The sequence below is a fragment of the Curtobacterium citreum genome (assembly GCF_006715175.1).
Lineage (GTDB): Bacteria > Actinomycetota > Actinomycetes > Actinomycetales > Microbacteriaceae > Curtobacterium > Curtobacterium citreum.
This window is the reverse complement of the sequence record NZ_VFMQ01000001.1, coordinates 2,634,462-2,656,126: the sequence shown is the minus strand read 5'-3', so window position 1 is coordinate 2,656,126 and position 21,665 is coordinate 2,634,462. Positions and strand designations below refer to the sequence as shown.

Below are 21,665 nucleotides of genomic sequence, written 5' to 3'. Positions count from 1 at the left end.
GGAGGCTCGTGGCGGGCCCCGCCACGAGCCTCCAGTCCGTCCCGTGGCCCGGAATGCACGCGAGCCGGCGACCGTTGGTGCCCACATGAGCGACGCCACCGTGCACCTGTCCGTCCTGGACCTGGCCACCCGCGAGTACGGCCAGACGAACACCGAGGCCCTGCAGGGCACCATCGACACGGCGGTGCACGCCGAACGGCTGGGCTACGAGCGGATCTGGGTCGCCGAGCACCACGGCATGCCGGGCATCACCTCGTCGGCGCCCGCGGTGCTGCTGAGCGCCGTCGGCGCCGCCACCTCGCGGATCCGGATCGGCTCCGGTGGCGTGATGCTGCCGAACCACGCGCCGCTCGTCGTCGCCGAGCAGTTCGGCACGCTGCGAGCGCTGTACGGCGACCGGGTCGACCTCGGCATCGGCCGGGCGCCGGGCACCGACGGTGCGACCGCGATGGCGCTGCGCCGCACGGACCGTCTCGACGTCGACGACTTCCCGCAGCAGCTCGCCGACCTGATCGGCTTCTTCACGGGGATGGACGCCGAGAACCCGCTGTCGCGCATCCGCGCGGTTCCCGGGTACGGCGACGTGCCGGAGTTCTGGCTGCTCGGATCCTCCGGGTACAGCGCCCAGGTGGCGGGGGCGCTCGGCGTCTCGTTCGCCTTCGCGCACCACTTCGCGTCGGACAACACCGAGGCGGCGCTCGCGCTGTACCGGGACTCGTTCCGGCCCTCGCGCTTCCGGCAGACGCCGAACGCGCTGATCGGCGTGCAGGTCGTCACCGACGAGGACCCCGCGGTCGTCGACGAGCAGAGCGCCCCGGGGATGATCTCGTTCATCCGGATGCGGCAGGGTGCCAAGCCCGAGCCGGTGTCGATGGACGAGGCCCGCGCGTACGAGTTCTCCGACCTCGAGCGACGGTTCATCGCGGCACGCACGGAGCGCCAGGCGTACGGCTCACGTGAGCAGGTCGCGGCGAAGCTCAACGAGCTCGTGGCGTCCACGGGCGCGGACGGGGTGATCGTGGCGCCGGGGGCCGCCCAGGCGCGGTACCGGCACCAGGCGCTCGAGGTCGTCGCGTCGCTGCAGGCCGAGGGACGGCTCGTGCCCGCCGGGGTGGCTGCGGCGCGGTAGCCCGGGCTGCGGTGCCGCTGCGGCTGTTGCGGTGCCGCTGCTGCGGTGTTGGCGGCCACTCTTCGCGCCCAGCGACACCTCACGCGCTCGCGATGCCGTGAGATGTCGCTGGGCGCGAATGATCGCTGGCTGGCTCAGGCCAGCAGGCCGAGGCGGTTCGCGGTGGCGATCGCGCCGACGCGGGTGCCCACGTCGAGCTTCCGGAACACGTTGTAGACGTGGCGCTTCACCGTGCCGACCGCCAGGCCCAGCTCCGACGCGATCTCGGCGTTCGACCGAGCGGCGGCGACGAGCCGCAGGACCTCGAGTTCGCGGTCGCTCAGGGGCGTGCCCGCCCGTGCCTCGGTGACGAGGTCGATCGGGAAGGTCACCGGCGCGGCGTCGGTGCTCGTCGCCCGGACGATGCGGTCGACGAGCTCGCGGCTCGGGGTGTCCTTGGTGACGAAGTCCACGGCACCGGCGTCGAGGAGCGCCCGGCGCAGCACCGCGTCCCGGTGCATGGTCAGCACGACCACCCGGACGTGCGGGTGCCGCCGACGCACCGTCGCGATGGTCGTCCGTGCCGGTGGCCCGTCGAGCTCCACGTCCAGGAGCAGCACGTCGATCGCCGCGACCTCGGGGGAGTCCAGCACATCGGACGGCCGTTCGCCGTGCGCGACGACGCGGATGGTCGGTACCGCGGACAGGATCGTGGCGAGTCCCTCGCGGAACAGCCGGTGGTCGTCGACGATCGCGACGTGCGTGATGCCCGGCCGCTGCCCGGTCACAGCGACCCCATGGGGACGACGAGCCGAACGGTGGTCCCGGTGCCCGGGGCGCTCTCGACGTCGAGTCGTGCCCCGAGGACGCCCGCGCGCTCGCGCATGGTGTGCTGCCCGAGCCGGCCCTCCGCCGCGGTCCCCGGCGTGAACCCCGGTCCGTCGTCCCGCACGGTCACCACGACCGTCGTCTCCGACCACGCGAACGTCACCGTCCCCGTCGACCCCGGGGCGTGCTTGCGCCGGTTCGTGAGGGCCTCGAGCAGGATCGTCAGGGTCTCCTCGGCCTTCCAGTTCGGCAGGGCACCGGGCACGCCCGTCGTGGTGATCGTCAGCCGGTCGTCGCCGGGGAACAGGTCGTCGACGTGCCGTCGCAGGGCGTCGTCGAGGCGGTCGTCGCCGACCCGGGCGTGCAGCGAGACCGCGAGGTCCTGGACGTCCCCGAGCGCGGTCCGGAGCAGCCGTCCGGCCGCCTCGAGCTGCGCGGTGCGCTCGGAGGTCGGGGGATCGGTCAGCAGGACCAGGTCGAGCCGCTGCAGCCCCGCGAGGACGCCGTGGGCGACCCGGTCGTGCAGGTCCCGGGCGATCTGGGTGCGGGAGTCGAGGTTGGTCGTCGTGACGCGCTGCCGCAGCGCCTCGGTGTACGCGATCGCCCCCGCCGGGAACCGGCTCCAGACGCCCGCGTGCAGGGCCCGGGTGGCGCGGAGGACCTCGTCGGTGGTGCTCGCACCGACCTCGGCGACGAAGACCGGCAGGTAGGCGTCGAAGAGCATCTCCGCGGCGAGCATGGCGCCGGCCGGGTGCTGGGCGTGCTCGGCGTGCAGCGCACCGGTGGCGAGGTGCTCCGGGTCGAGGTAGCGGTCGCTGACGATGCTCGCGGTGCCGTCACCCGCGGCGTACCGAGCGTGCGCTTCGGTGATCATCGAGGTCACGTTCTCGAGCAGGCTCTGCGCCAGCACGGGATCGTCGGCGAGCTCCGGGAACCGGGACCCGATCTCGGTGAGGACGGCGGCGAGCTGCGGAGGGATCGTCATGACGCCTGTGAGCGTAGCGGGGCCCCGGGGTGGGGAGCGTGCCGCGGGCCGGTCCTGTACCCACGGACACACGCCGTCGGGGACCGAGCACGGGGCCAGAAAGAGCAGAAGGCCAGACAGAGCAAGAGGCCCTGGTTCCTTCGAACCAGGGCCTCTTGCGGTTACTGTCTCAACACAGTGTCGGGGTGACAGGATTTGAACCTGCGACCTCCTCGTCCCGAACGAGGCGCGCTACCAAGCTGCGCCACACCCCGCGGTGTGATCACTCCGTTCCCGGAGCAACCCCAGAAGTCTATCCGATGTTCGGGGGTGCTCACGACCATCGGCGAGACGCCCGGGCGAGTCGCTGTCGCAGGGGTCAGTCGGTGCGTGCCGTGAGGGTCACGACGACGGCCTCGGGGCGGCAGGCGAAGCGGACGGGCGCGTAGATCGACGTCCCGATGCCCGCGGAGACCTCGAGCCACGACCAGTGCGCGCGGTGCTGCCACTTGTGCAGGCCGCTCACGTACCGCCGCGGCAGGTCGGAGTTCGTGACGAGGGCGCCGATGCCGGGGACCTGCACCTGCCCGCCGTGGGTGTGCCCGGCGAAGACGATGTCCGCGCCCTGGTCGACGAAGGCGTTGAGCACGCGGCGGTACGGCGCGTGCGTGATCCCGATCGCGACGGGGGAGGGGCCGTCCTCGTCCTCGGTCCACGGGACGTCGCTGCGCATCTCGTCGACGTTCGTCGGCAGCAGGTCGAGCCGGTCCCAGCCCCGGTGCGCGTCCGACGTGCCGAACAGCTCGAAGCGTGACCCGCGGAGCTCGATCGCGTGCGCCTGGTCGTTCACGTCGAGCCAGCCGAGCGACTCGAAGAAGGCCGTCTGCCGGTCGATGTCGAGCGACACCGGCCGACGGTCGGCGTGCATGCGGCTCGGACCGCCGAAGTACTTCAGCGGGTTGCGGGGCGACGGTCCGTAGAAGTCGTTCGAACCGTGCGCGAAGGCACCCGGGACGCCGCGGAACGGCTCGAGCGCGTACTCCACCGCGCTGTTCGCCGTCGCGTGCCCGAGATTGTCGCCGGTGTTCACGACGAAGTCCGGCTCGACGAGCGACAGGTCGCGCAGCCACTGCTGCTTGTCGGCCTGCCACGGTGCCATGTGGATGTCGGAGAGGTGCAGCACCGTCACGTCGCGGGATCCGGGCGCGAGCACCGGCACGGTCTCCCACCGGATACCGAAGCGGCGACGCTCGACGAGGGAACCCCACGCCGCCGTCGCCGCTCCGATGGTCGCACCCGCGGCGATGATGCCCAGCGCGGCGCGACCGCGACTCACTTGCAGTCCTTCGGCGCCTTGCCGTCCTTGTCCCCGAAGAGCTGGAGCGTCAGCGCCGTGCTCTTCGCGGTGGCGGTCCCGGCACCCGGGTCGACCGCGGCCACGGTGCACTCCTTGCCGCCCTTCGCGTACTGGTCGGAGACGTTCACCGAGCCGAAGCCGGCGTCGCCGAGCGTGCTCCGGGCGTCCTGCAGGCTCTTGCCCGCGACCTCCGGCACGGTCGACTGCGAGCCGTCCGTCGTGTACACGGTCACCGAGGAGCCGGTGGAGAGCAGGGAACCGGCGCCCGGCGAGGTCGAGGAGACCGTGCCCGCCGTGCCGGCACCCGGCTGCGCGCCACCGTCGACGTACGTGAACCCGGCGGACGACAGGATCGAACGGGCCTCGTCGGCGGTCTTGCCCGACACGTCCGGGACGGCGACGCTGTTGCCGCGGAGGGCGGTCTGCGACGGGGTCGGGAACGGGTCGGCCGGGTGCTTGGCGTTGATCGGGATCATCGCCTGCTGCCACACGTGCGCACGCTGCGAAGCGTAGGAGCCCCACCCGGCGCCGGGCAGGTAGTGGCGGAGGTTGTTCTTGCCACCGTCCGTGTTGCCCTGCCAGTACGCCGTCGCGACCTTCGAGCTCGCACCGACGAGCCAGATCTGGTCGGCGTCGTCCGTGGTGCCCGTCTTCGCGAACAGCTGCGTGCCGTCCGGGGTCTGCGCGCCCACGGCCGTACCGGACGCGATCGTCCCGCGCATGGCGAAGGCCGCGGTCGCGGCGACGCTCGGGTCGAGCACCTGCTTGCACTGCTTCGGCTGGCCGCCGAGCGACTTGCCCTCGGCGTTCGTGATGTTGTCGATCGCGATCGGGGAGCAGTACGTGCCGTTGTTCGCGATGGTCGCGTAGGCGGACGCCATGGTGAGCGGCGCGATGTTGTTCGTGCCGAGGATCGACGACGGGTATGCGTTCAGCTCGGTCTTCTCGTCGGCGGAGTGCACGCCGAGGTCCTGCGCGGTCTGGCGGATGTCGCACAGGTCGAGCTTCGCGGCCATGGACGCGAACGCCGCGTTCACGGACAGCGCGGTGGCACGGGCGACCGTGAAGTTGCCGTTCTCACCCGCGGAGTCGTTCTTCGGCGCCCAGTTCGACGTGATGGTCGAGCCGCACTGCGTCCACCGCGACGTGTTGTGCGGCGTGCCGTTGACGCTCTCGTTCAGCCCGTGCCCGGCCTTCAGCCAGTCGAGGAGCGTGAACACCTTGTAGGTCGAGCCGACCTGGAAGCCGATCGACCCGCCGTACTCCTTGTCGACCGAGTAGTTGATCGACGTCGCCGTGGGCGGGGTCTGCAGGGACTGGTCGTAGTCCTTGTTCTGCGCCATCGTCAGGATGCGCCCGGTCGACGCCTCGACGGAGTTGAGGGCACCACCGAGGCTGAAGCGGCTCTCGGTGTTCGGGTCGAACGTGTTGAGCAGGTCCTTCTGCTGACCGTTCAGGTCGAGGTCGAGGGTGGTCTGCACGGTGTAGCCGCCGTTGCGCCAGGCGGTCGCGCGCTCCTTCTCGGTCGCGCCGAGCTGGGACATCTGCTTGACGACCTTGACCGCGTAGTCGCAGAAGAACTGCGAGCCGTTGCCGGCCGCCGACTGGCAACCCTGGTTCGGCTCCGTCAGGTGCACGTAGTCCGCGGGCTTCGAGGCGATGGCCGCGTCGAACTGCTCCTTGGTCAGGTGCTTCTGCGCGTACATGGACTTGAGGATGACGTCGCGACGGGCGACGTTCGCGTCGTAGTACTTGGGGTCGGACAGGTTCCGCGAGTTCGGCGACTGCACGATCGCGAGGATCGAGGCGGCCTCCTGCGGGGTCAGGTCCGTGGCGTTCTTGTTGAAGTAGTGCTGTGCGGCGGCCTGCACGCCGTACGTCTGGTCGCCGAAGTAGGCGATGTTGAGGTACCCGGTCAGGATCTCCTTGTGCGAGTACTTCTTCGCCAGACCGATCGCGAGCTTCATCTCCTCGAGCTTGCGGGGGATGGTCTGCTCGACGGCGTCGTTGTAGGCCTTCTCGCGCTCCTCCGGGGTGGGGAGCTCGAGCGCCTGCTGCATCTTGATGTTGCGCACCAGCTGCATGGTCAGCGTCGACCCACCGCCGGACTCGCCGAGACCCCCGGCCAGGGATCCGACGCCCGCACGCACCAGGGACGTCATGTCGACACCGCCGTGGTCGTAGAAGCGCTTGTCCTCGCCGTCGATCGCCGCGTTCTTCAGCTGGTCGCTGATCTGGTCGAACTGCAGCTCCTGGCGGTTCTGGTCGTAGACCGTCGCGAGGTGCACCGGCTGCCCGTTCGAGTACGCCAGGACCTCGTTGCGCTGCGGCAGGTCACCGATCTCGATGTACTCCGGCAGTGACTCGAAGACGCCGATCGTCGAGGTCGTCGTGACGCCGGCGACCGCGATCGCCGGGGTGACGCCGATCGTGACCAGCAGGCCGGCGAGCGCGCTGAAGCCGACGAAACCGACGAAGGCGCCGATCGCGGAGACGGGCTTGGTCCGCGAGGCAGACTTCTGGGCAGACATAGGATGCAGCCTAAACGACGCCCACGACTGAAAGGCTGGCAAGGAACCGCATGACTCGCTGGGAGTACTTCACCACGCCGTTGATGATCCACAACACCGCCGCCATCCTGAACGCCCACGGCGACGAGGGCTGGGAGCTGGTCCAGGTCGTCACCGGACCCGAGGGCGGACTGGTCGCCTACCTGAAGCGCCCGAAGGCGGACGCGTGAGCCTCGCGGACCGCCTCGCCGAGCTCGGGCTGACGATCCCCGCGGTCGCCGCCCCCGTCGCCGCCTACGTGCCCGCGGTCGTCACCGGCCGGTACGTCTACACCGCGGGACAGCTGCCCTTCGTCGACGGCGCGCTGCCCGTCACGGGCAAGGTCGGGACGTCGGTCGACGCCGAGACCGCCACGGCGCAGGCGCGCGTGGCCGCGCTGAACGCGCTCGCGGCCGTCCAGTCGGTCGCCGGTTCCCTCGAGCGGGTCGCCCGGGTCGTCAAGGTGACGGTCTTCGTCGCCTCGGACCCGTCCTTCACCGGCCAGCCCGCCGTCGCCAACGGCGCGTCGACCCTGGTCGGCGAGGTCTTCGGCGACGCCGGCGTCCACGCGCGGAGCGCCGTGGGCGTCGCGGTGCTGCCGCTGGACGCGCCGGTCGAGGTCGAGCTGGTCGTCGAGCTGACGGACTGAACCACCTGCGCACCGCAGCCGGTGCGCCCACGTGAGCGGGGCCTCCAGTCAGGACGGACTGGAGGCCCCGCTCACGTTCCGTGCGCTACATCAGTTCCGCGATGGTCGCCATGACCGTCGGGTCGGCGAGCGTCGTCGTGTCGCCGATGCGGCGGCCCTCGGCCGCGTCGCGGAGGAGGCGGCGCATGATCTTGCCGGAGCGGGTCTTCGGGAGCTCCGGGACCACGACCACCTGGCGCGGCTTCGCGATCGCCCCGATGCGCTTGCCGACCCAGTCACGGAGTTCCTTCGCGACCGCGTCGCGGTCGACGCCCTCGGCCGCCTCGGCGGTGAGGATCACGAACGCGACCACGGCCTGACCGGTCGTCTCGTCGGCGGCGCCGACGACCGCGGCCTCGGCGACGCCCTCGTGCCCGACGAGTGCCGACTCGATCTCCGCGGTGGACAGGCGGTGACCGGAGACGTTCATGACGTCGTCGACCCGCCCCTGCACCCAGATGTCGCCCTGGCCGTCGAGCCGCGCCCCGTCGCCCGCGAAGTAGCGGCCGGGGAAGCGCGACCAGTAGGTCTCGACGAAGCGGTCCGGGTCGCCCCAGATGCCGCGGGCCATCGACGGCCACGGGTCGGTGATCGTGAGGTAGCCGCTGCCGCCGGGGGCGACACGCTGGCCGTCCTCGTCCACGATCTCCGCGGTGATGCCGGGGAGCGGGGTCTGGGCGGCGCCGGGCTTGAGCTTCGTGACCCCCGGGAGCGCGGAGATCATGATCGCGCCGGTCTCGGTCTGCCACCACGTGTCGACGATGGGCGTGCGGTCGTGTCCGATGACCTGGCGGTACCACTGCCACGCCTCGGGGTTGATCGGCTCGCCGACGCTCCCGAGCAGGCGGAGGGACGCCAGGCTGCGTGCCTCGGGGATCTGGCGGCCGGCCTTCATGGCGGCGCGGACCGCGGTGGGGGCGGTGTACAGGACCGTCACGCCGTACGAGTCGACGATGTCCCACCAGCGGCCGGGCTTCGGCTCGTCCGGGGTGCCCTCGTACAGGACCTGCGTGACGCCGTTCGCCAGGGGGCCGTAGACGACGTAGGAGTGCCCGGTGATCCAGCCGATGTCGGCCGTGCACCAGTAGACGTCCTTCTCCGGGTGCATGTCGAACACGTTGCGGTGCGTGTACGCCGCCTGCGTCAGGTAGCCACCTGACGTGTGCACGATGCCCTTCGGCTTCCCGGTCGTCCCGGACGTGTAGAGGATGAACAGGGGCGTCTCGGCGGGGAACGCCTGCGGCTCGTGCTCGGCTGCGGCCTTCGCGATCTCGTCGTGCCACCACAGGTCGCGATCGGTCCAGCCGACCTCGTTGCCCCCGCGCTTCACGACCAGCACGTGCTCGACGGTGTCCGTGCCGTCGCCGGCCAGGGCCTCGTCGACCGCGGGCTTGAGCGGCGACACCGCTCCGCGCCGCCAGCCGCCGTCCGCGGTGACGACGAGCTTCGCGCCGGCGTCCTCGATGCGGGCGCGGAGGCTCTCGGCGCTGAACCCGCCGAACACCACCGAGTGCACGGCACCGATGCGCGCGACGGCGAGCATCGTGACCACGGCCTCGGGGATGAGGGGCATGTAGACGACGACGCGGTCGCCCTGCTCGACGCCCAGGTCGGTGAGCATGTTCGCGGCGCGCTGCACCTCGGCGGTGAGCTCGGCGTAGGTGATCCGGCGGGTGTCGCCGGGGGCGCCCTCGAAGTGGATCGCCACGCGGTCGCCGTTGCCCGCGCGGACGTGGCGGTCCAGGCAGTTCTCCGCGACGTTGAGCGTGCCGTCGTCGAACCACTTGGCGAACGGCGTGCCCGACCAGTCGAGCGTCCGGGTGAACGGCGTCCGCCAGTCGAGCAGGTTCCGCGCCTGGTCCGCCCAGAACGCCTCGCGGTCGGCGGCGGCGGCCTCGTGCAGGTCCTCGTGCGCGACGGCGTCGGCGACGAAGTCGGCGGGGGGAGCGAAGGTCGGGCCGTCCTCGTGGCGTTCGTCGGCCTGGGTCGGAGTGGACATCGGTGTCCTTTCGCGTCGTTGCGGCAGGGGTGCTCGGCCGTCGGTTGCTGGTGCGGTCGGCGCCGGGTGGCGGTCGTCGGTCGCGGGTGCGGTCGGCGCCGGGTGGCGGTCGTCGGTCGCGGGTGCGGTCGGCGGTCGAGTGGGTGCAGACGGAGACTACCGCCGGGCGCGGACCGGAGGGTCGTCGTGACACGAGCCGGATCACGACCGGGGGTTGCCGAGCAGGCTCGTTCATGGGGTACAGTGATTCCTACCGGGCTCGTTCCCGGTGGCACCGGTTCGGATTCCCCCCAATCCACCGATGTCCGGCGGCACCAGTTCCCCCCAACCGGTGCCGCCTCTTCTTTTTCCCCGACGGGTGTCGCGCATCCGTCCGGCGGCCCGTCGGGTGATCCCCGATCTGGTGCCGAACCGTGGACAGACCTGTCCATAGCGGCGCGACGCGCGTTCGATCGGTGTCGAGGCCCCGGGACCTCTCGTGAGACGGGTCAGGGCGGGTCGGTACGGTGTTGCGCCACCCCTGGACTCGCGGCACTGAACGGGGTACGGCTTTGTAGTTCGGGGTACAAAAGAGTCCGCTGGCCGGGATCCGCTCTGTTGTCCACAGAGCCGTTCGTCCGCGCGGCGAACCACGGATGGTCGCCCTACCGTCCCCGTCATGCACCGACACCGAGCCGCGACCGATCCCTTCCTGCCGCACGTCGACCGGCCGGCGCACCGGCGTCGGGTGGACGCCGGTGTCTTCGAGGAGCTCGCCGCCCTCGTGGTCGACGCGGACACGACCGACGTCCTGGTCGTCGGCGGACGTGGCACGTGGGTCGACCGGGGGCGAGGACTCGAACGGGTCCCGCCGGCCCTGCCCGAGCGGCGCGTGCGGGCGCTGGCGACCGAGCTCGTCGCACTCGGCGACCGGCACGTCGACGAGAGCACACCGTGTGCGGACGTCCGGATCGGGGACGGCATCCGGGTGCACGTCGTGCTCGCGCCGGTCGCGGTCGACGGGACCGCGCTGTCCGTCCGCCTGCCGCGGCCCGGTCGTCCGACCCTCGCCGACCTCGAGGGCCTCGGCGCGTTCCGGACGGTGCCACGGTCGGTGATCGAGGACGCCGTCGCCGCGCGGCGGAACGTCCTGGTGACCGGCGCGACCGGCAGCGGCAAGACGACGATGCTCTCCGCGATGCTCGCCGCCGTCCCGCACACCGAGCGGATCGTGACCGTCGAGGACGTCGCCGAACTCCGCGTGGACCATCCCCACGTCGTCGCGCTCGAGGCACGTCAGGCGAACGCCGAGGGGGCCGGAGCGCTCGGCCTCGAACGGCTCGTCCGCGAGGCCCTGCGGATGCGTCCGGACCGCCTCGTGGTGGGGGAGTGCCGGGGCGCCGAGGTGCGCGAGCTCCTCGCCGCGCTGAACACGGGGCACGACGGTGGCGCCGGGACCCTGCACGCGAACGGTCTGGCGGACGTCGCAGCCCGGCTCGAGGCCCTCGGAGCGCTCGCCGGGCTCGGGGCCACCGCCGTCGCCCGGCAGGTCGTCAGCGCGCTGGACCTCGTCGTGCACCTCGAGCGGCGGGCCGGGAAACGCATCGTCGCAGCGGTCGGCACGCTCGTCGTGGACGAGGGCGGTCGGCTCGCGACGCGACCGCTCCAGGGCACGGCACGCCGGCGACGATGACCGGTGACGGCTCGGACGGGTGGCAGGCCGGCGGCGGCGCGGCTGCGCGTCGGGTCGGAGGCGGCGCGGCCGGGCACAGGGTCGACGGCGCTGCGATCGCGCGTCGGATCGACCAGGTCGCGGTCCTGGTGGCTGCCGGCGTCCCACCGCCGCGCGCATGGACGCTGGTCGGCGGACTCCCCGACGGGGACGACCCGGCCTGGCAGGACGTGCGCACCGTCCTCGCGGTCGCCGAGCGCACCGGGGCGCCCGTGGCCGACGCGCTCCGGGTGCTCGCCGCGGCGATGCGTCGGACGGCAGCCTCGGACCGGGCGGTCCGGGTGGCGCTCGCGGGGCCGCGGACGAGTGCCCGGGTGGTGCTGACGCTGCCGGTGTTCGGCCTCGCGCTCGCGTCGGCGTGGGGAGCCGGAGCGGTCGAGGTGCTCGTCACCGGTCCGGTCGGCTGGTGCTGCACGGTGTCGGCCGGGCTCCTCGTCCTGGTCGGTCGACGGTGGAGTGCCGGCCTCGTCCGCCGAGCGACGCCGGACGGCCGGGTCGCGGGGGTCCTGCTCGACGCCTGGGCGGTCGCGGTGTCCGGCGGAGGGTCGTGGGCGGCGGCCGCCACGACGGTGCGGGAGGTCCTCGCCGAGCAGGGCGGTGGTGCCCTGGCTCCGGCTTCGGCTTCGGCTTCGGCTCCGGCTCCGGCTCCGGCTCCGGCTCCGTCTCCGGCGGAGGCGGCGACCGAGCGCCGGCTCCGGGAGGTCCTGTCCCTCAGCCGTCGTGCCGGTGTGCCCGCGGCGGGGCTCCTCCGTGCCGCGGCCGAGGACGTGCGCGACGACGCGGCTGCCGCCGCGCTCGCCGAGGCCGAACGGCTCGGCGTGCGACTCGTCCTGCCCCTGGGGGTGTGCGTGCTCCCGGCGTTCGTGCTGGTCGCCGTCGTGCCGGTCGTCGTCGGTGTCCTCTCCTCCACCGTCGGGGGTCCGGGCTGACGCATCCACAGACCGCATGGTCCGCCCGTCCCGCGGCCGCCGCGCTCGCGAGGCTGGTCCCACGACGAGCGAGATGCCTCACAGAGAAAGGGGAACGACATGACCGACACCACGAGGGGCCACCGCGGCCACCGCCGCACGAGGCGCCGGCTGCGGCTCCGCGCCGACGACGGGTCCGCCACGGCCGAGTACGCGGTCGTCATCCTGGCCGCGGTGGCCTTCGCCGGCGTGCTCGTGGCCGTGATGCGGTCGGGCGAGGTCCAGCAGATCCTGACCGACCTCGTCCGCGGTGCGCTCACCTCGTGACGGCGGGAGCGTGACCGTGGAGTTCGCTGTGGCACTGCCCGCCGTGGTCCTCGTGCTCGTGACGCTGGCGGCCGGGGTCGTCCTGGTCGACCGCGTCGGGAGCATGCAGGCCGCGGCGGGCGCCGCCGCACGGGCGCTCGGGCGGGGCGACCAGGCCGCGGCCGACCGGCTGGTGCGCGAGGGGGCGCCGGGCACGGTCGCGACCGTCCGGCACGCCGACGGCACGGTGTGCGTCGACCTGGTGGGGCGGACGGGCGGCCCGCTGTCCGCCGTCCCGCTGACCGCGACGGGGTGCGCGGCGGAGGCGGGTCGGTGAGCGGGCACCGGGGAGGTCCGGTGCTCCGGTCGGACCGCGGTTCAGCGACGATCCTGCTGGTCGGGGTCGTCGCCCTCGTCCTGCTCGTCGGCTCGGTGGCGCTCGGCGCCGCGCGCGACCGGGTCCTGTCGACTCGTGCGGCGGCCACGGCGGACTCGGCGGCGATCGCCGCTGCCGCGGCCGCCGTCGGGCTCGTGGCCGGTGCGCCGTGCGCCGCTGCCGGTCGGGTCGCCAGCGCGAACGACGCGCGGCTCACCGACTGTCGGACGGCGGGCTCCGTCGCCCGGGTCGGCGTCACGGTCGGTTCCGGAGCGTTCGCCGTGGGCGCGCTCGCGGTGGCCGGTCCGCCCACCGGGACGTGCCGACAGTGTGTGTATGGTGTGCACGTCGGCCCCCGGTCACCGTCGTCCCGGTCGTCCATGGTCCCCGTGCGGGACGGAGCCGGCGTGCACCATCGATCAAGGAGTCACGTGCCAGGCACGAAGAAGCTCGTGATCGTCGAGAGCCCCGCGAAGGCGAAGACGATCGCGCAATACCTCGGTGACGGATACGAAGTCCAGGCGTCAGTCGGACACATCCGCGACCTCGTCGAGCCCAAGAACCTGCCGGCCGAGCTGAAGAAGGGGTCGCTCGGCAAGTTCTCCGTCGACGTCGACAACGGCTTCGAGCCCTACTACGTGGTCTCCGACGCGAAGAAGAAGACGGTGACCGAGCTCAAGCGGGCGCTCAAGGACGCCGACGAGCTCTACCTCGCAACTGATGAGGACCGCGAGGGCGAGGCCATCGCGTGGCACCTCCTGCAGGTGCTCAAGCCCAAGGTGCCCGTGAAGCGCATGGTGTTCCACGAGATCACGAAGGAGGCCATCCAGCGCGCGCAGGAGGCCACCCGCGAACTCGACACCGCGCTCGTCGACGCCCAGGAGACCCGTCGCATCCTCGACCGGCTCTACGGGTACGAGGTCTCGCCGGTGCTCTGGCGCAAGGTCGGACCCGGGCTGTCCGCCGGGCGCGTGCAGTCCGCCGCGACCCGTCTCGTCGTGGACCGGGAGCGCGAGCGCCTGGCGTTCGTCTCGGCGAACTACTGGGACCTGACGGCGCGCTTCGAGAAGGTCGGCGACACCGCCTTCACCGCCCGGCTCGCTCGTCTCCAGGGCGCCCGCGTGGCCTCCGGTCGCGACTTCGACGACCGCGGTGCGCTCAAGGGCGAGGCCGTCCGGCTGGACGAGGCGTCCGCCGCTGCCCTGACCCGTGTGCTCGAGCAGGCCGGCGACGCCGTCGTCCGCAGCGTCGACTCGAAGCCGTACACGCGCCGTCCGGCTGCGCCGTTCACCACCTCGACGCTCCAGCAGGAGGCCGCGCGGAAGCTCCGCTTCTCGGCCCGGCAGACGATGAGCGTCGCGCAGGGGCTGTACGAGAACGGCCACATCACCTACATGCGAACGGACTCGTCGTCCCTGTCGCAGCAGGCGATCACGGCCGCCCGCAAGCAGGCGTCATCGCTGTACGGTCCGGAGACCGTCCCGGACAAGCCGCGCAGCTACGCCGGCAAGAGCAAGAACGCGCAGGAGGCGCACGAGGCCATCCGGCCTGCGGGCGACACCTTCAAGACCCCGTCCGAGATGGAGGGGGTGCTGCGCGGCAACGACTGGAAGCTCTACGACCTCATCTGGAAGCGCACGGTCGCGTCGCAGATGGCGGACGCCAAGGGCTCGACCGCGTCGGTCGTCCTCGGGATCACGTCGACCGAGCCCGTCACGGGCCTGGCGTCGACGGCGAACGGCACGGACGCGGAGTTCACCGCGTCCGGCACCGTGATCACCTTCCGCGGCTTCCTCAACGCGTACGAGGAAGGTCGCGACGAGGAGCGCCACGGCGGTGCCGACGGCGCGGACGCGAAGCTCCCGCAGATGGCCGAGGGGGACCACCTCGGCGTCAGCGAGGTCGACGCCAAGGGCCACGACACCTCGGCCCCGCCGCGGTACACCGAGGCGAGCCTGGTGAAGACGCTCGAGGAGCTCGGCATCGGTCGACCCTCGACGTACGCCGCGATCATCTCGACGATCATGGACCGCGGCTACGTGACCCAGCGCGGCAGCGCACTCGTGCCGAACTGGATCGCGTTCAGCGTGGTCCGGCTGCTCGAGGACCACTTCGCCGACCTGGTGCAGTACGACTTCACCGCCGGGATGGAAGAGGACCTCGACCGCATCGCCAGCGGCGACGAGGACCGGGTCGACTGGCTCAAGGAGTTCTACTTCGGCGGCGGCGACCAGCGTGGTCTGCGCACGGTCATCGACAACCTCGGCGAGATCGACGCGCGGGACATCAACTCGGTCGATCTCGCGCCGGGGCTCACGCTCCGCATCGGTCGGTACGGCCCCTACATCGAGGTGCCGGGCGAGGACCCCGAGAAGCCTCGACGCGTGAACGTCCCCGAGGACCTGGCGCCGGACGAGCTCACCGCCGAGAAGGCACAGGAGCTCGTCGACGCCCCGGTCGTCGGCGACCGCGTCGTGGGCATCAACCCGGAGTCCGGGAAGGAGGTCCTGGCGAAGGACGGTCGGTTCGGCCCCTACGTCACCGAGCGGACCCCCGAGCCCGAGCCCACCGTGGACCCCGCGACCGGCGAGGTGACGGAGCCTGCCCCGGCCGAGGCCGCAGCAGCGACGACGACCGCAGCGGCGACGACCGCGACGAAGGCGCCGGCGAAGAAGACCACGAAGAAGGCCGCCGCGCCGAAGGAGCGCACCGCGTCGCTCTTCAAGTCGATGGACCCGCAGACCGTCGACCTGGAGACCGCGCTGAAGCTCCTCGACCTGCCCCGCGTCGTCGGGAAGGACCCGGAGTCCGGCGAGGACATCACGGCGCAGAACGGCCGCTACGGTCCGTACATCAAGAAGGGCACGGACACCCGGACCCTGCCGAGCGAGGACGCGATCTTCGAGGTCGACCTGCCCGGCGCGCTCGAGCTGTTCGCCCAGCCGAAGTACGGCGGCCGTCGGACCGCGAGCGCCGCGCTCAAGGAGTTCGAGGCGGACCCGGTGTCCGGCAAGCCGATCAAGGTGAAGGACGGTCGCTTCGGTCCGTACGTCACCGACGGTGAGACGAACGCCACGATCCCGCGCGGCGAGGACGTCGAGTCCGTCGACCATGCCCGCGCCGTCCAGCTCCTGGCCGACAAGCGTGCCAAGGGTCCGGTCAAGAAGAAGGCCCCGGCGCGGAAGGCCGCTCCGAAGAAGGCCGCCCCGAAGAAGCAGTGACCGACGGAACAGCGCCGCTCGCAGCAGCGGACGGATCGCCGGCGCGCGGGTGGTTCATCACGCTCGAAGGAGGGGACGGTGTCGGCAAGACGACACAGGCCGCCCTGCTGACGGCGTGGCTCGAGGCGCGCGGCCGCACGGTCGTCCGGACCCGTGAGCCCGGGGGCACCGACCTCGGGCAGCGGATCCGCGAGATCGTCCTGCACGAACGCGGCCACGTCGCCCCGCGCGCCGAGGCCCTGCTCTACGCGGCCGACCGGGCGCACCACGTCGAGACCGTGGTGCGCCCCGCCGTCGCGCGCGGCGACGTCGTGCTGCAGGACCGCTACATCGACTCGTCGGTGGCGTACCAGGGCGTCGCGCGCGGCCTCGGCGCCGACCACATCCGGTCGGTGTCGGACTGGGCCGCCGACGGGCTCGTCCCGGACCTGACCGTCCTGCTCGACCTCGACGTCACGGTCGGCCGTTCGCGGGTGGCAGCGGCCCGGGGCGACACGTTCGACCGGCTCGAGTCCGAGGCCGAGGCGTTCCACGAGTCGGTCCGGCAGGCGTTCCTCGCCATGGCGACGGCCGAGCCGGACCGGTTCCTGGTCGTCGACGCCGCCGAGGACCCCGTTGCGGTGCAGCAGCGCATCCGTGCGGCCGTCGCTGCCCTGGTGCCCGCGGCGTGACGGTGGCTGCTGACAGGATGACCACGTGAGCGTGTGGGACGGCCTGACCGGTCAGGACGAGGCGGTGGCTGCGCTGCGGTCCGCTGCCGAGGGGCCGGAGGACACCGGTGGCATGACGCACTCGTGGCTCATCACCGGCCCGCCCGGGTCCGGTCGGTCGAACGTCGCCGCGGCCTTCGCCGCCGCGCTGGTCGGTGCAGGCTCCGACGTCGACCACGCGCTCCGGCAGATCGCAGCGCGCACCCACCCGGACGTGTCCGTCCTGACCACCCAGCGGGTGATCATCACGATCGACGAGATCCGGCAGCTCGTGACGTCGTCGTACTACTCGCCGTCGGTGGGCCGGTACCGCGTCGTCATCATCGAGGACGCCGACCGCATGACCGAGCGGACCTCGAACCTGCTGCTCAAGGCGCTCGAGGAGCCCCCGGAGCGGACGGTGTGGATCCTGTGCGCCCCGAGCGAGGCCGACCTGCTGCCGACCATCCGGTCCCGCGTCCGGTCCGTGCGTCTCCGGGTGCCCGACGTCGCCTCGGTCGCCGAGCTCATCGTCGCGCGCACCGGTGTCGACCGCGCCCTCGCGACGGATGCCGCGCGCCAGGCGCAGAGCCACATCGGGATGGCCCAGCGGCTCGCCACGAGCGAGGAGGCCCGCGGTCGCCGACGGCGCACCCTGACCACCGTGCTCGGCGTGCGCTCCGTGGGTGACGCCGTGATGGCTGCGGCGGACCTGCTCGCGGTCGCGGACGAGGACGCGAAGGCGATCACCCAGCAGCGCGACGCCGAGGAACGAGACGCCGCCCTGCGGTCCCTCGGCATCGAGCCCGGCGGGACGGTCCCGCCCGCGCTCCGCTCGCAGCTCCGTGCCCTCGAGGAAGACCAGAAGCGCCGGGCGACGCGGAGCCTGCGGGACGGTCTCGACCGCATCCTGGTCGACGTCTCCTCGCTGTACCGCGACCTGCTCCTGCTCGGGCTCGGTGCTCCGGCGGAACCGGTGAACGAGGCCATGCGGGACGAACTCGACCGGGCCCTCGGAGCGGTACCCCCGGCGGCCGCGCTCGAGGTCCTCGACGCGATCGCCCTCGCACGGCAGCGGATCGCCGCCAACGTCGCCGCGCTCCTGGCACTCGAGGCCCTCCTGGTCACGATCGCCCGCGCGACCCGCTGACCAGCGTCGCCCGCTCGGCGGGCCGCGCCACGATCGCCCGCGCGACCCGCTGACCACCGCCCCCCGCTCGGCGGGCCGCGCCACGATCCTCCCGTCCGTCCCCGCCCCCACCTGCGGGCCCGGCGCCCGTGAGAAGATCACCGCATGCCCGACGCCGCTCCCGGCCTGCGCGAGCGCAAGCGCCGCGCCACCCGCTTCGCGATCCAGCAGGCCGCCCTCCGGATCGCGATCGAGTCCGGCCTCGCCGCCGTGACGGTCGACGAGGTCTCGCGACGCGCCGACGTGTCGCCGCGCACGTTCTTCAACTACTTCCCGAGCAAGGAGCAGGCGCTCCTCGGCGACGACCCGACGCTGCCGGACGACGACGCCCTGGCGACGTTCCGCGCCGGCGGGCCGAGCGGGGACCTGCTCGGCGACCTGGGGACCCTGCTGGTGCACGCGACCGAGGAGCTCATCGAGGAGCGCGGCCTGCTCGAGGAGCGGCAGCAGGTGCTGCGCGCCGCGCCCGAGCTGTTCAGTCGGCGGATGGCGTCGATGAAGGAGTTCCAGGCGCAGATCGAGGACGCCGTCGCCGCCCGACTCCGGACGACGGACCCCGCGTTGGCGGACGCCGCGGACCCGGATGCGCTGCGGCGCCGGGCGAGACTGGCCTCGATCGTGGCGCTCGCGGCCCTGCGGCACGCCTGGTGGGAGTGGTCGGACAGCACGACCGAGACGCACCTGGTGGACGAGCTGGAGCGGTCCTTCGCCGAGCTCGGGGCGCTCGTTTCGCGTTCGCTCGTCTGAACCTGTATAGTCCTTACCCGTGCCACTCCGGCAACGGAGTGCCCGCCGCCTTAGCTCAGTCGGCAGAGCGATTCACTCGTAATGAATAGGTCGTCGGTTCGATTCCGACAGGCGGCTCCACCGAGAACCCCCGTCCTCCAGCAGGAGGCGGGGGTTCTCGCCGTTCCGGGCCGCAACGCCGGGCACGCCCGGGACCCGCCCGCCGGACGCGCCGGGCACGCGCCGGCGCGTCCGCCGGACCCGCCGGGCACGCCCGGGACCCGCCCGCCGGACGCGCCGGGCACGCCCGGGACCCGCCCGCCGGACGCGCCGGCCACACGCGGGCGCGTCCGCCGGACGCGCCGAGCCCGTGCGCGACACGACCCGTCCGCCGGACGCACCCACCCCGTCACACGACCGGCCGTCCCGGCGCCGACTGGTAGACAGGTCGCATGACGGTTCGCTGGGGAGTCATCGGCACGGGCGGCATCGCCCACTCGTTCGTGCGGGACTGCACCGCCGCCGGGGTCGCGTTCGTCGCGGTCGGCAGCCGCACGCCGGAGCGCGCCGAGGCGTTCGCCGCCGAGCACGGCATCCCGCGGGCGTACGGCTCGTACGAGGACCTCGTCGCCGCGGACGACGTCGACGCGGTGTACGTCGCGACCCCGCACTCCCGGCACGCCGAGGACGCCCTCCTCGCCGTCGCCGCCGGCAAGCACGTCCTCGTCGAGAAGGCCTTCACGATCACCGCGGCAGAGGCCCGCCGCGTCGTCGATGCCGCCCGCCGCGCCGACGTCGCCGTGATGGAGGCGATGTGGACGCGCTTCCTGCCGCAGTCCGCGATGATCCGCCAGGTCATCGCCGAGGGGCGCATCGGTCGCCCCCGGGTGGTCGAGGCCACGCACCACCAGGCGCTGCCGTCCGACCCGACGCATCGCCTCAACGACCCCGCGCTCGGCGGGGGCGCGATCCTGGACCTCGGCGTCTACCCGATCTCGTTCGCGGTCGACGTGCTCGGGGTCCCGACGGCGGTCACCGCGGCGGGCACGCTGAGCGACCAGGGCGTCGACACGCAGATGGGCGTCGTGCTCACCCATGGGGGCGGCGCGCAGTCGATGCTCCACTTCGGCCTGGACCTGCGGAGCCCGAACACCGCGTCGATCATCGGCGAGGACGGCCGCATCGACCTCGACGCGACCTGGTACACCCCGACGACGTGGCGGATCCGGGACCGGGACGGTGTGGTGGTCGAGGAGTTCGACGGCCGCGAGGAACTCGCGGGCTACGGGCACGAGGCCCGCGCCTTCGAGGCGATGATCGCCTCCGGCATGCACGAGGGCGGTCCGATGGACCCCGAGGAGACCGTCGCGATCATGACCGTGATGGACGAGGCTCGTCGCCAGGTCGGCGTCCGCTACGCGGCCGACGGCGACGGCGACACCGCTGCTCCCTCTGGTGCGCCGGCCGACGGTGCACGGTCGGTTCCGGGATCCGGCCTGGAGGCTCCTCCCGCAGTTCCGTAGGATCGGTCGGGATGTCCGACCAGCAGCCCTCGTCGCAGTCCGTCGCCGACCGCCTCCGTCACGCGGTCGCCGCCGTCCGCGGGTCCGTCACCCGCCGCCCGGTGCCGTGGATCGCGGGTGCCCTGGCCGGCGTCCTCGTGCTCGGGTCCGGGGGAGCCGTCGCGATCGCGGCGGCGACCGCTCCGACCACGCGGTCGACGAGCGCCGCCGCGGCGCCGTCGGCGACGACGTCCCGGACGCCGAGCCCGACCCCCACCCCGACGCCCACGCCGGCCGGCCGGTCGGTGCCGCAGGACGTCGCCGGCCCGTCCGCCCTGCGGACGTGCACGATCGACGCCGCGGCCTCGGCGCCCGGCCTCGGCGACTTCGAGGGGTACGTGATGAACGCGGCGACCGGCGAGGTCCTGTTCTCCCGCAAGGGCGACCAGCCCGCGCAGACCGGCAGCGTGATGAAGACCCTCACGACGGCGACGGCCCTCGCGGTCCTCGGCGGCGACCACCGGATCCCGACGACGGTGACGAAGGAGTCGGACGGCACGATCGCGATCGTCGGTCACGGCGACCCGACGCTCTCGGTCGGCGGCGGCACGGTCTACCCCGGGGCGCCCACCCTGGCGCAGCTCGCCCAGCAGGTGAAGGCGTCCCTCGGTGACGCCCCCGTCACGACGATCGTCACCGACGACACCTACTGGAACGACGCCGACGCGTGGGATCCCACGTGGCCCGTGAGCGAGCGGACGATCGGGTACCAGCCCGAGGTCACGGCGCTCATGGTGGACGGCGACCGGGCGAACCCCGCGGCCGCGACCTCGCCGCGCTCCACCGATCCGGTCGGTCGCGCGGGTGCGGCGTTCCGGACGGCACTGGCGAACGCGGGCGTGGTCGGGGCGGGGAACGCCCAGATCGTCAAGCGGGCCACGACGAGCACGGACACGATCGCGACGGTCTCCTCGCAGCCCGTCTCGACGCTGATCGGGCAGATGATCCCGAACTCGGACAACACCCTGGCCGAGATGCTCGCGCGGATCTCCTCGAAGGAGTCCGGCGCCGACGGCTCCGCAGCTTCGCTCACCGGGGTCTACCAGAAGGCACTCTCGTCGTACGGGGTCGACCCGGCGGGCATCGTGATCAAGGACGGCTCGGGGGAGAGCGCGTCGAACGCGGTGTCGCCCGACTTCGTCGCCCACCTCATGGTCCAGGTCGCGGCCGGCGCGAAGGGCCTCGGGACCCTCGCGGAGTCGCTGCCGGTGGCCGGGCAGTCGGGGACGCTCGCGAGCCGCTTCACCGGGGCGAACGCCGTGGCGCGCGGCAAGGTGCACGCCAAGACCGGGTGGATCGACAGCGCGAACACCCTCGGCGGCTACATCGACGCGGCGGACGGCACCCGGTTGACGTTCGCGTTCTACGCGATCGGCTCGTCGCGGGCGGCGGCGCTCCCCGCGCTCGACGCCGTGACCGCGGCCACCTACTCGTGCGGTGGGCAGCTCACCGGGTCCTGATCCCGCGACGGACGCCGCCCTGTT

The 21,665-nt window shown here is 72.7% G+C and carries 18 protein-coding genes and 2 tRNA genes; 14 read left to right on the top strand and 6 right to left on the bottom strand.

Features of this window, described 5'->3' with window-relative positions; all coding sequences use genetic code 11:
• Positions 1-85 precede the first annotated feature (85 nt).
• Entirely contained in the window at positions 86-1,129 is a 1,044-nt protein-coding gene (locus tag FB462_RS12505; protein WP_141862216.1) for an LLM class flavin-dependent oxidoreductase, read from the top strand.
• A gap of 134 nt (positions 1,130-1,263) precedes the next feature.
• Here FB462_RS12505 and FB462_RS12500 read toward each other — a convergent pair whose 3' ends face one another.
• The 5 genes from FB462_RS12500 to FB462_RS12480 form a co-directional block, all read right to left on the bottom strand.
• Positions 1,264-1,896 carry a response regulator transcription factor gene (locus FB462_RS12500; RefSeq protein ID WP_141862214.1) on the bottom strand — a complete coding sequence of 211 codons (633 nt, stop codon included), beginning with the start codon at positions 1,894-1,896 and terminating at the stop codon, positions 1,264-1,266.
• Positions 1,893-2,921, bottom strand: coding sequence for a sensor histidine kinase (locus tag FB462_RS12495; RefSeq protein WP_141862212.1), 1,029 nt, complete (start codon positions 2,919-2,921; stop codon positions 1,893-1,895). Before FB462_RS12495 ends, FB462_RS12500 begins: the two co-directional genes overlap by 4 nt.
• A gap of 180 nt (positions 2,922-3,101) precedes the next feature.
• A tRNA-Pro gene (locus FB462_RS12490) sits at positions 3,102-3,175 on the bottom strand.
• 104 nt (positions 3,176-3,279) lie between these two features.
• Positions 3,280-4,236 carry a metallophosphoesterase gene (locus tag FB462_RS12485; RefSeq protein ID WP_141862210.1) on the bottom strand — a complete coding sequence of 319 codons (957 nt, stop codon included), beginning with the start codon at positions 4,234-4,236 and terminating at the stop codon, positions 3,280-3,282.
• Positions 4,233-6,788, bottom strand: coding sequence for a transglycosylase domain-containing protein (locus FB462_RS12480; RefSeq protein ID WP_141862208.1), 2,556 nt, complete (start codon positions 6,786-6,788; stop codon positions 4,233-4,235). The genes FB462_RS12485 and FB462_RS12480 overlap by 4 nt, the downstream gene beginning before the upstream one ends.
• A gap of 50 nt (positions 6,789-6,838) precedes the next feature.
• On the opposite strand from FB462_RS12480, the gene sp36 reads away from it, so the two are divergent.
• Positions 6,839-6,997: a Sp36 family protein gene (sp36, locus tag FB462_RS12475; protein ID WP_111227112.1), complete on the top strand. Its 159-nt coding sequence runs from the start codon at positions 6,839-6,841 to the stop codon at positions 6,995-6,997.
• Complete coding sequence (locus FB462_RS12470) at positions 6,994-7,455, top strand: RidA family protein (protein WP_114849661.1); 462 nt, start codon at positions 6,994-6,996, stop codon at positions 7,453-7,455. Before sp36 ends, FB462_RS12470 begins: the two co-directional genes overlap by 4 nt.
• 85 nt (positions 7,456-7,540) lie before the next feature.
• On the opposite strand, the gene acs is transcribed toward FB462_RS12470, so the two are convergent.
• Positions 7,541-9,493 carry an acetate--CoA ligase gene (gene acs / locus FB462_RS12465; RefSeq protein ID WP_141862206.1) on the bottom strand — a complete coding sequence of 651 codons (1,953 nt, stop codon included), beginning with the start codon at positions 9,491-9,493 and terminating at the stop codon, positions 7,541-7,543.
• Between the two features lie 658 nt (positions 9,494-10,151).
• Between acs and FB462_RS12460 the strand changes: the two genes are divergently transcribed.
• The 11 genes from FB462_RS12460 to dacB all read left to right on the top strand — a co-directional run bounded on the left by FB462_RS12460 (position 10,152) and on the right by dacB (position 21,641).
• Positions 10,152-11,165 (top strand): TadA family conjugal transfer-associated ATPase, encoded by a 1,014-nt coding sequence (locus tag FB462_RS12460; RefSeq protein ID WP_114849659.1) that lies wholly within the window; start codon positions 10,152-10,154, stop codon positions 11,163-11,165.
• The gene (locus tag FB462_RS12455) at positions 11,162-12,133 is read left to right on the top strand and encodes a type II secretion system F family protein (protein ID WP_141862204.1); all 972 of its coding nucleotides are present in this window, start codon (positions 11,162-11,164) and stop codon (positions 12,131-12,133) included. The genes FB462_RS12460 and FB462_RS12455 overlap by 4 nt, the downstream gene beginning before the upstream one ends.
• Positions 12,134-12,232: 99 nt before the next feature.
• Positions 12,233-12,439 carry a DUF4244 domain-containing protein gene (locus FB462_RS12450; protein WP_058741674.1) on the top strand — a complete coding sequence of 69 codons (207 nt, stop codon included), beginning with the start codon at positions 12,233-12,235 and terminating at the stop codon, positions 12,437-12,439.
• Positions 12,440-12,455: 16 nt separating this feature from the next.
• Entirely contained in the window at positions 12,456-12,755 is a 300-nt protein-coding gene (locus tag FB462_RS12445; protein WP_167510103.1) for a hypothetical protein, read from the top strand.
• Positions 12,756-12,775: 20 nt separating this feature from the next.
• The gene (gene topA, locus FB462_RS12440) at positions 12,776-16,015 is read left to right on the top strand and encodes a type I DNA topoisomerase (RefSeq protein WP_167510102.1); all 3,240 of its coding nucleotides are present in this window, start codon (positions 12,776-12,778) and stop codon (positions 16,013-16,015) included.
• The gene (gene tmk, locus FB462_RS12435; RefSeq protein WP_114849655.1) at positions 16,012-16,686 is read left to right on the top strand and encodes a dTMP kinase; all 675 of its coding nucleotides are present in this window, start codon (positions 16,012-16,014) and stop codon (positions 16,684-16,686) included. Before topA ends, tmk begins: the two co-directional genes overlap by 4 nt.
• 25 nt (positions 16,687-16,711) lie before the next feature.
• Complete coding sequence (locus tag FB462_RS12430) at positions 16,712-17,854, top strand: DNA polymerase III subunit delta' (protein ID WP_141862200.1); 1,143 nt, start codon at positions 16,712-16,714, stop codon at positions 17,852-17,854.
• Positions 17,855-17,998: 144 nt separating this feature from the next.
• A complete protein-coding gene (locus tag FB462_RS12425; RefSeq protein WP_114849653.1) occupies positions 17,999-18,640 on the top strand; it encodes a TetR family transcriptional regulator in 642 nt (213 codons plus the stop codon).
• A gap of 44 nt (positions 18,641-18,684) precedes the next feature.
• A tRNA-Thr gene (locus FB462_RS12420) sits at positions 18,685-18,760 on the top strand.
• A 311-nt stretch (positions 18,761-19,071) separates the two neighbouring features.
• The gene (locus tag FB462_RS12415; RefSeq protein WP_141862198.1) at positions 19,072-20,142 is read left to right on the top strand and encodes a Gfo/Idh/MocA family protein; all 1,071 of its coding nucleotides are present in this window, start codon (positions 19,072-19,074) and stop codon (positions 20,140-20,142) included.
• An 11-nt stretch (positions 20,143-20,153) separates the two neighbouring features.
• Positions 20,154-21,641: a D-alanyl-D-alanine carboxypeptidase/D-alanyl-D-alanine endopeptidase gene (gene dacB, locus FB462_RS12410; RefSeq protein WP_141862197.1), complete on the top strand. Its 1,488-nt coding sequence runs from the start codon at positions 20,154-20,156 to the stop codon at positions 21,639-21,641.
• Positions 21,642-21,665: the final 24 nt, after the last annotated feature.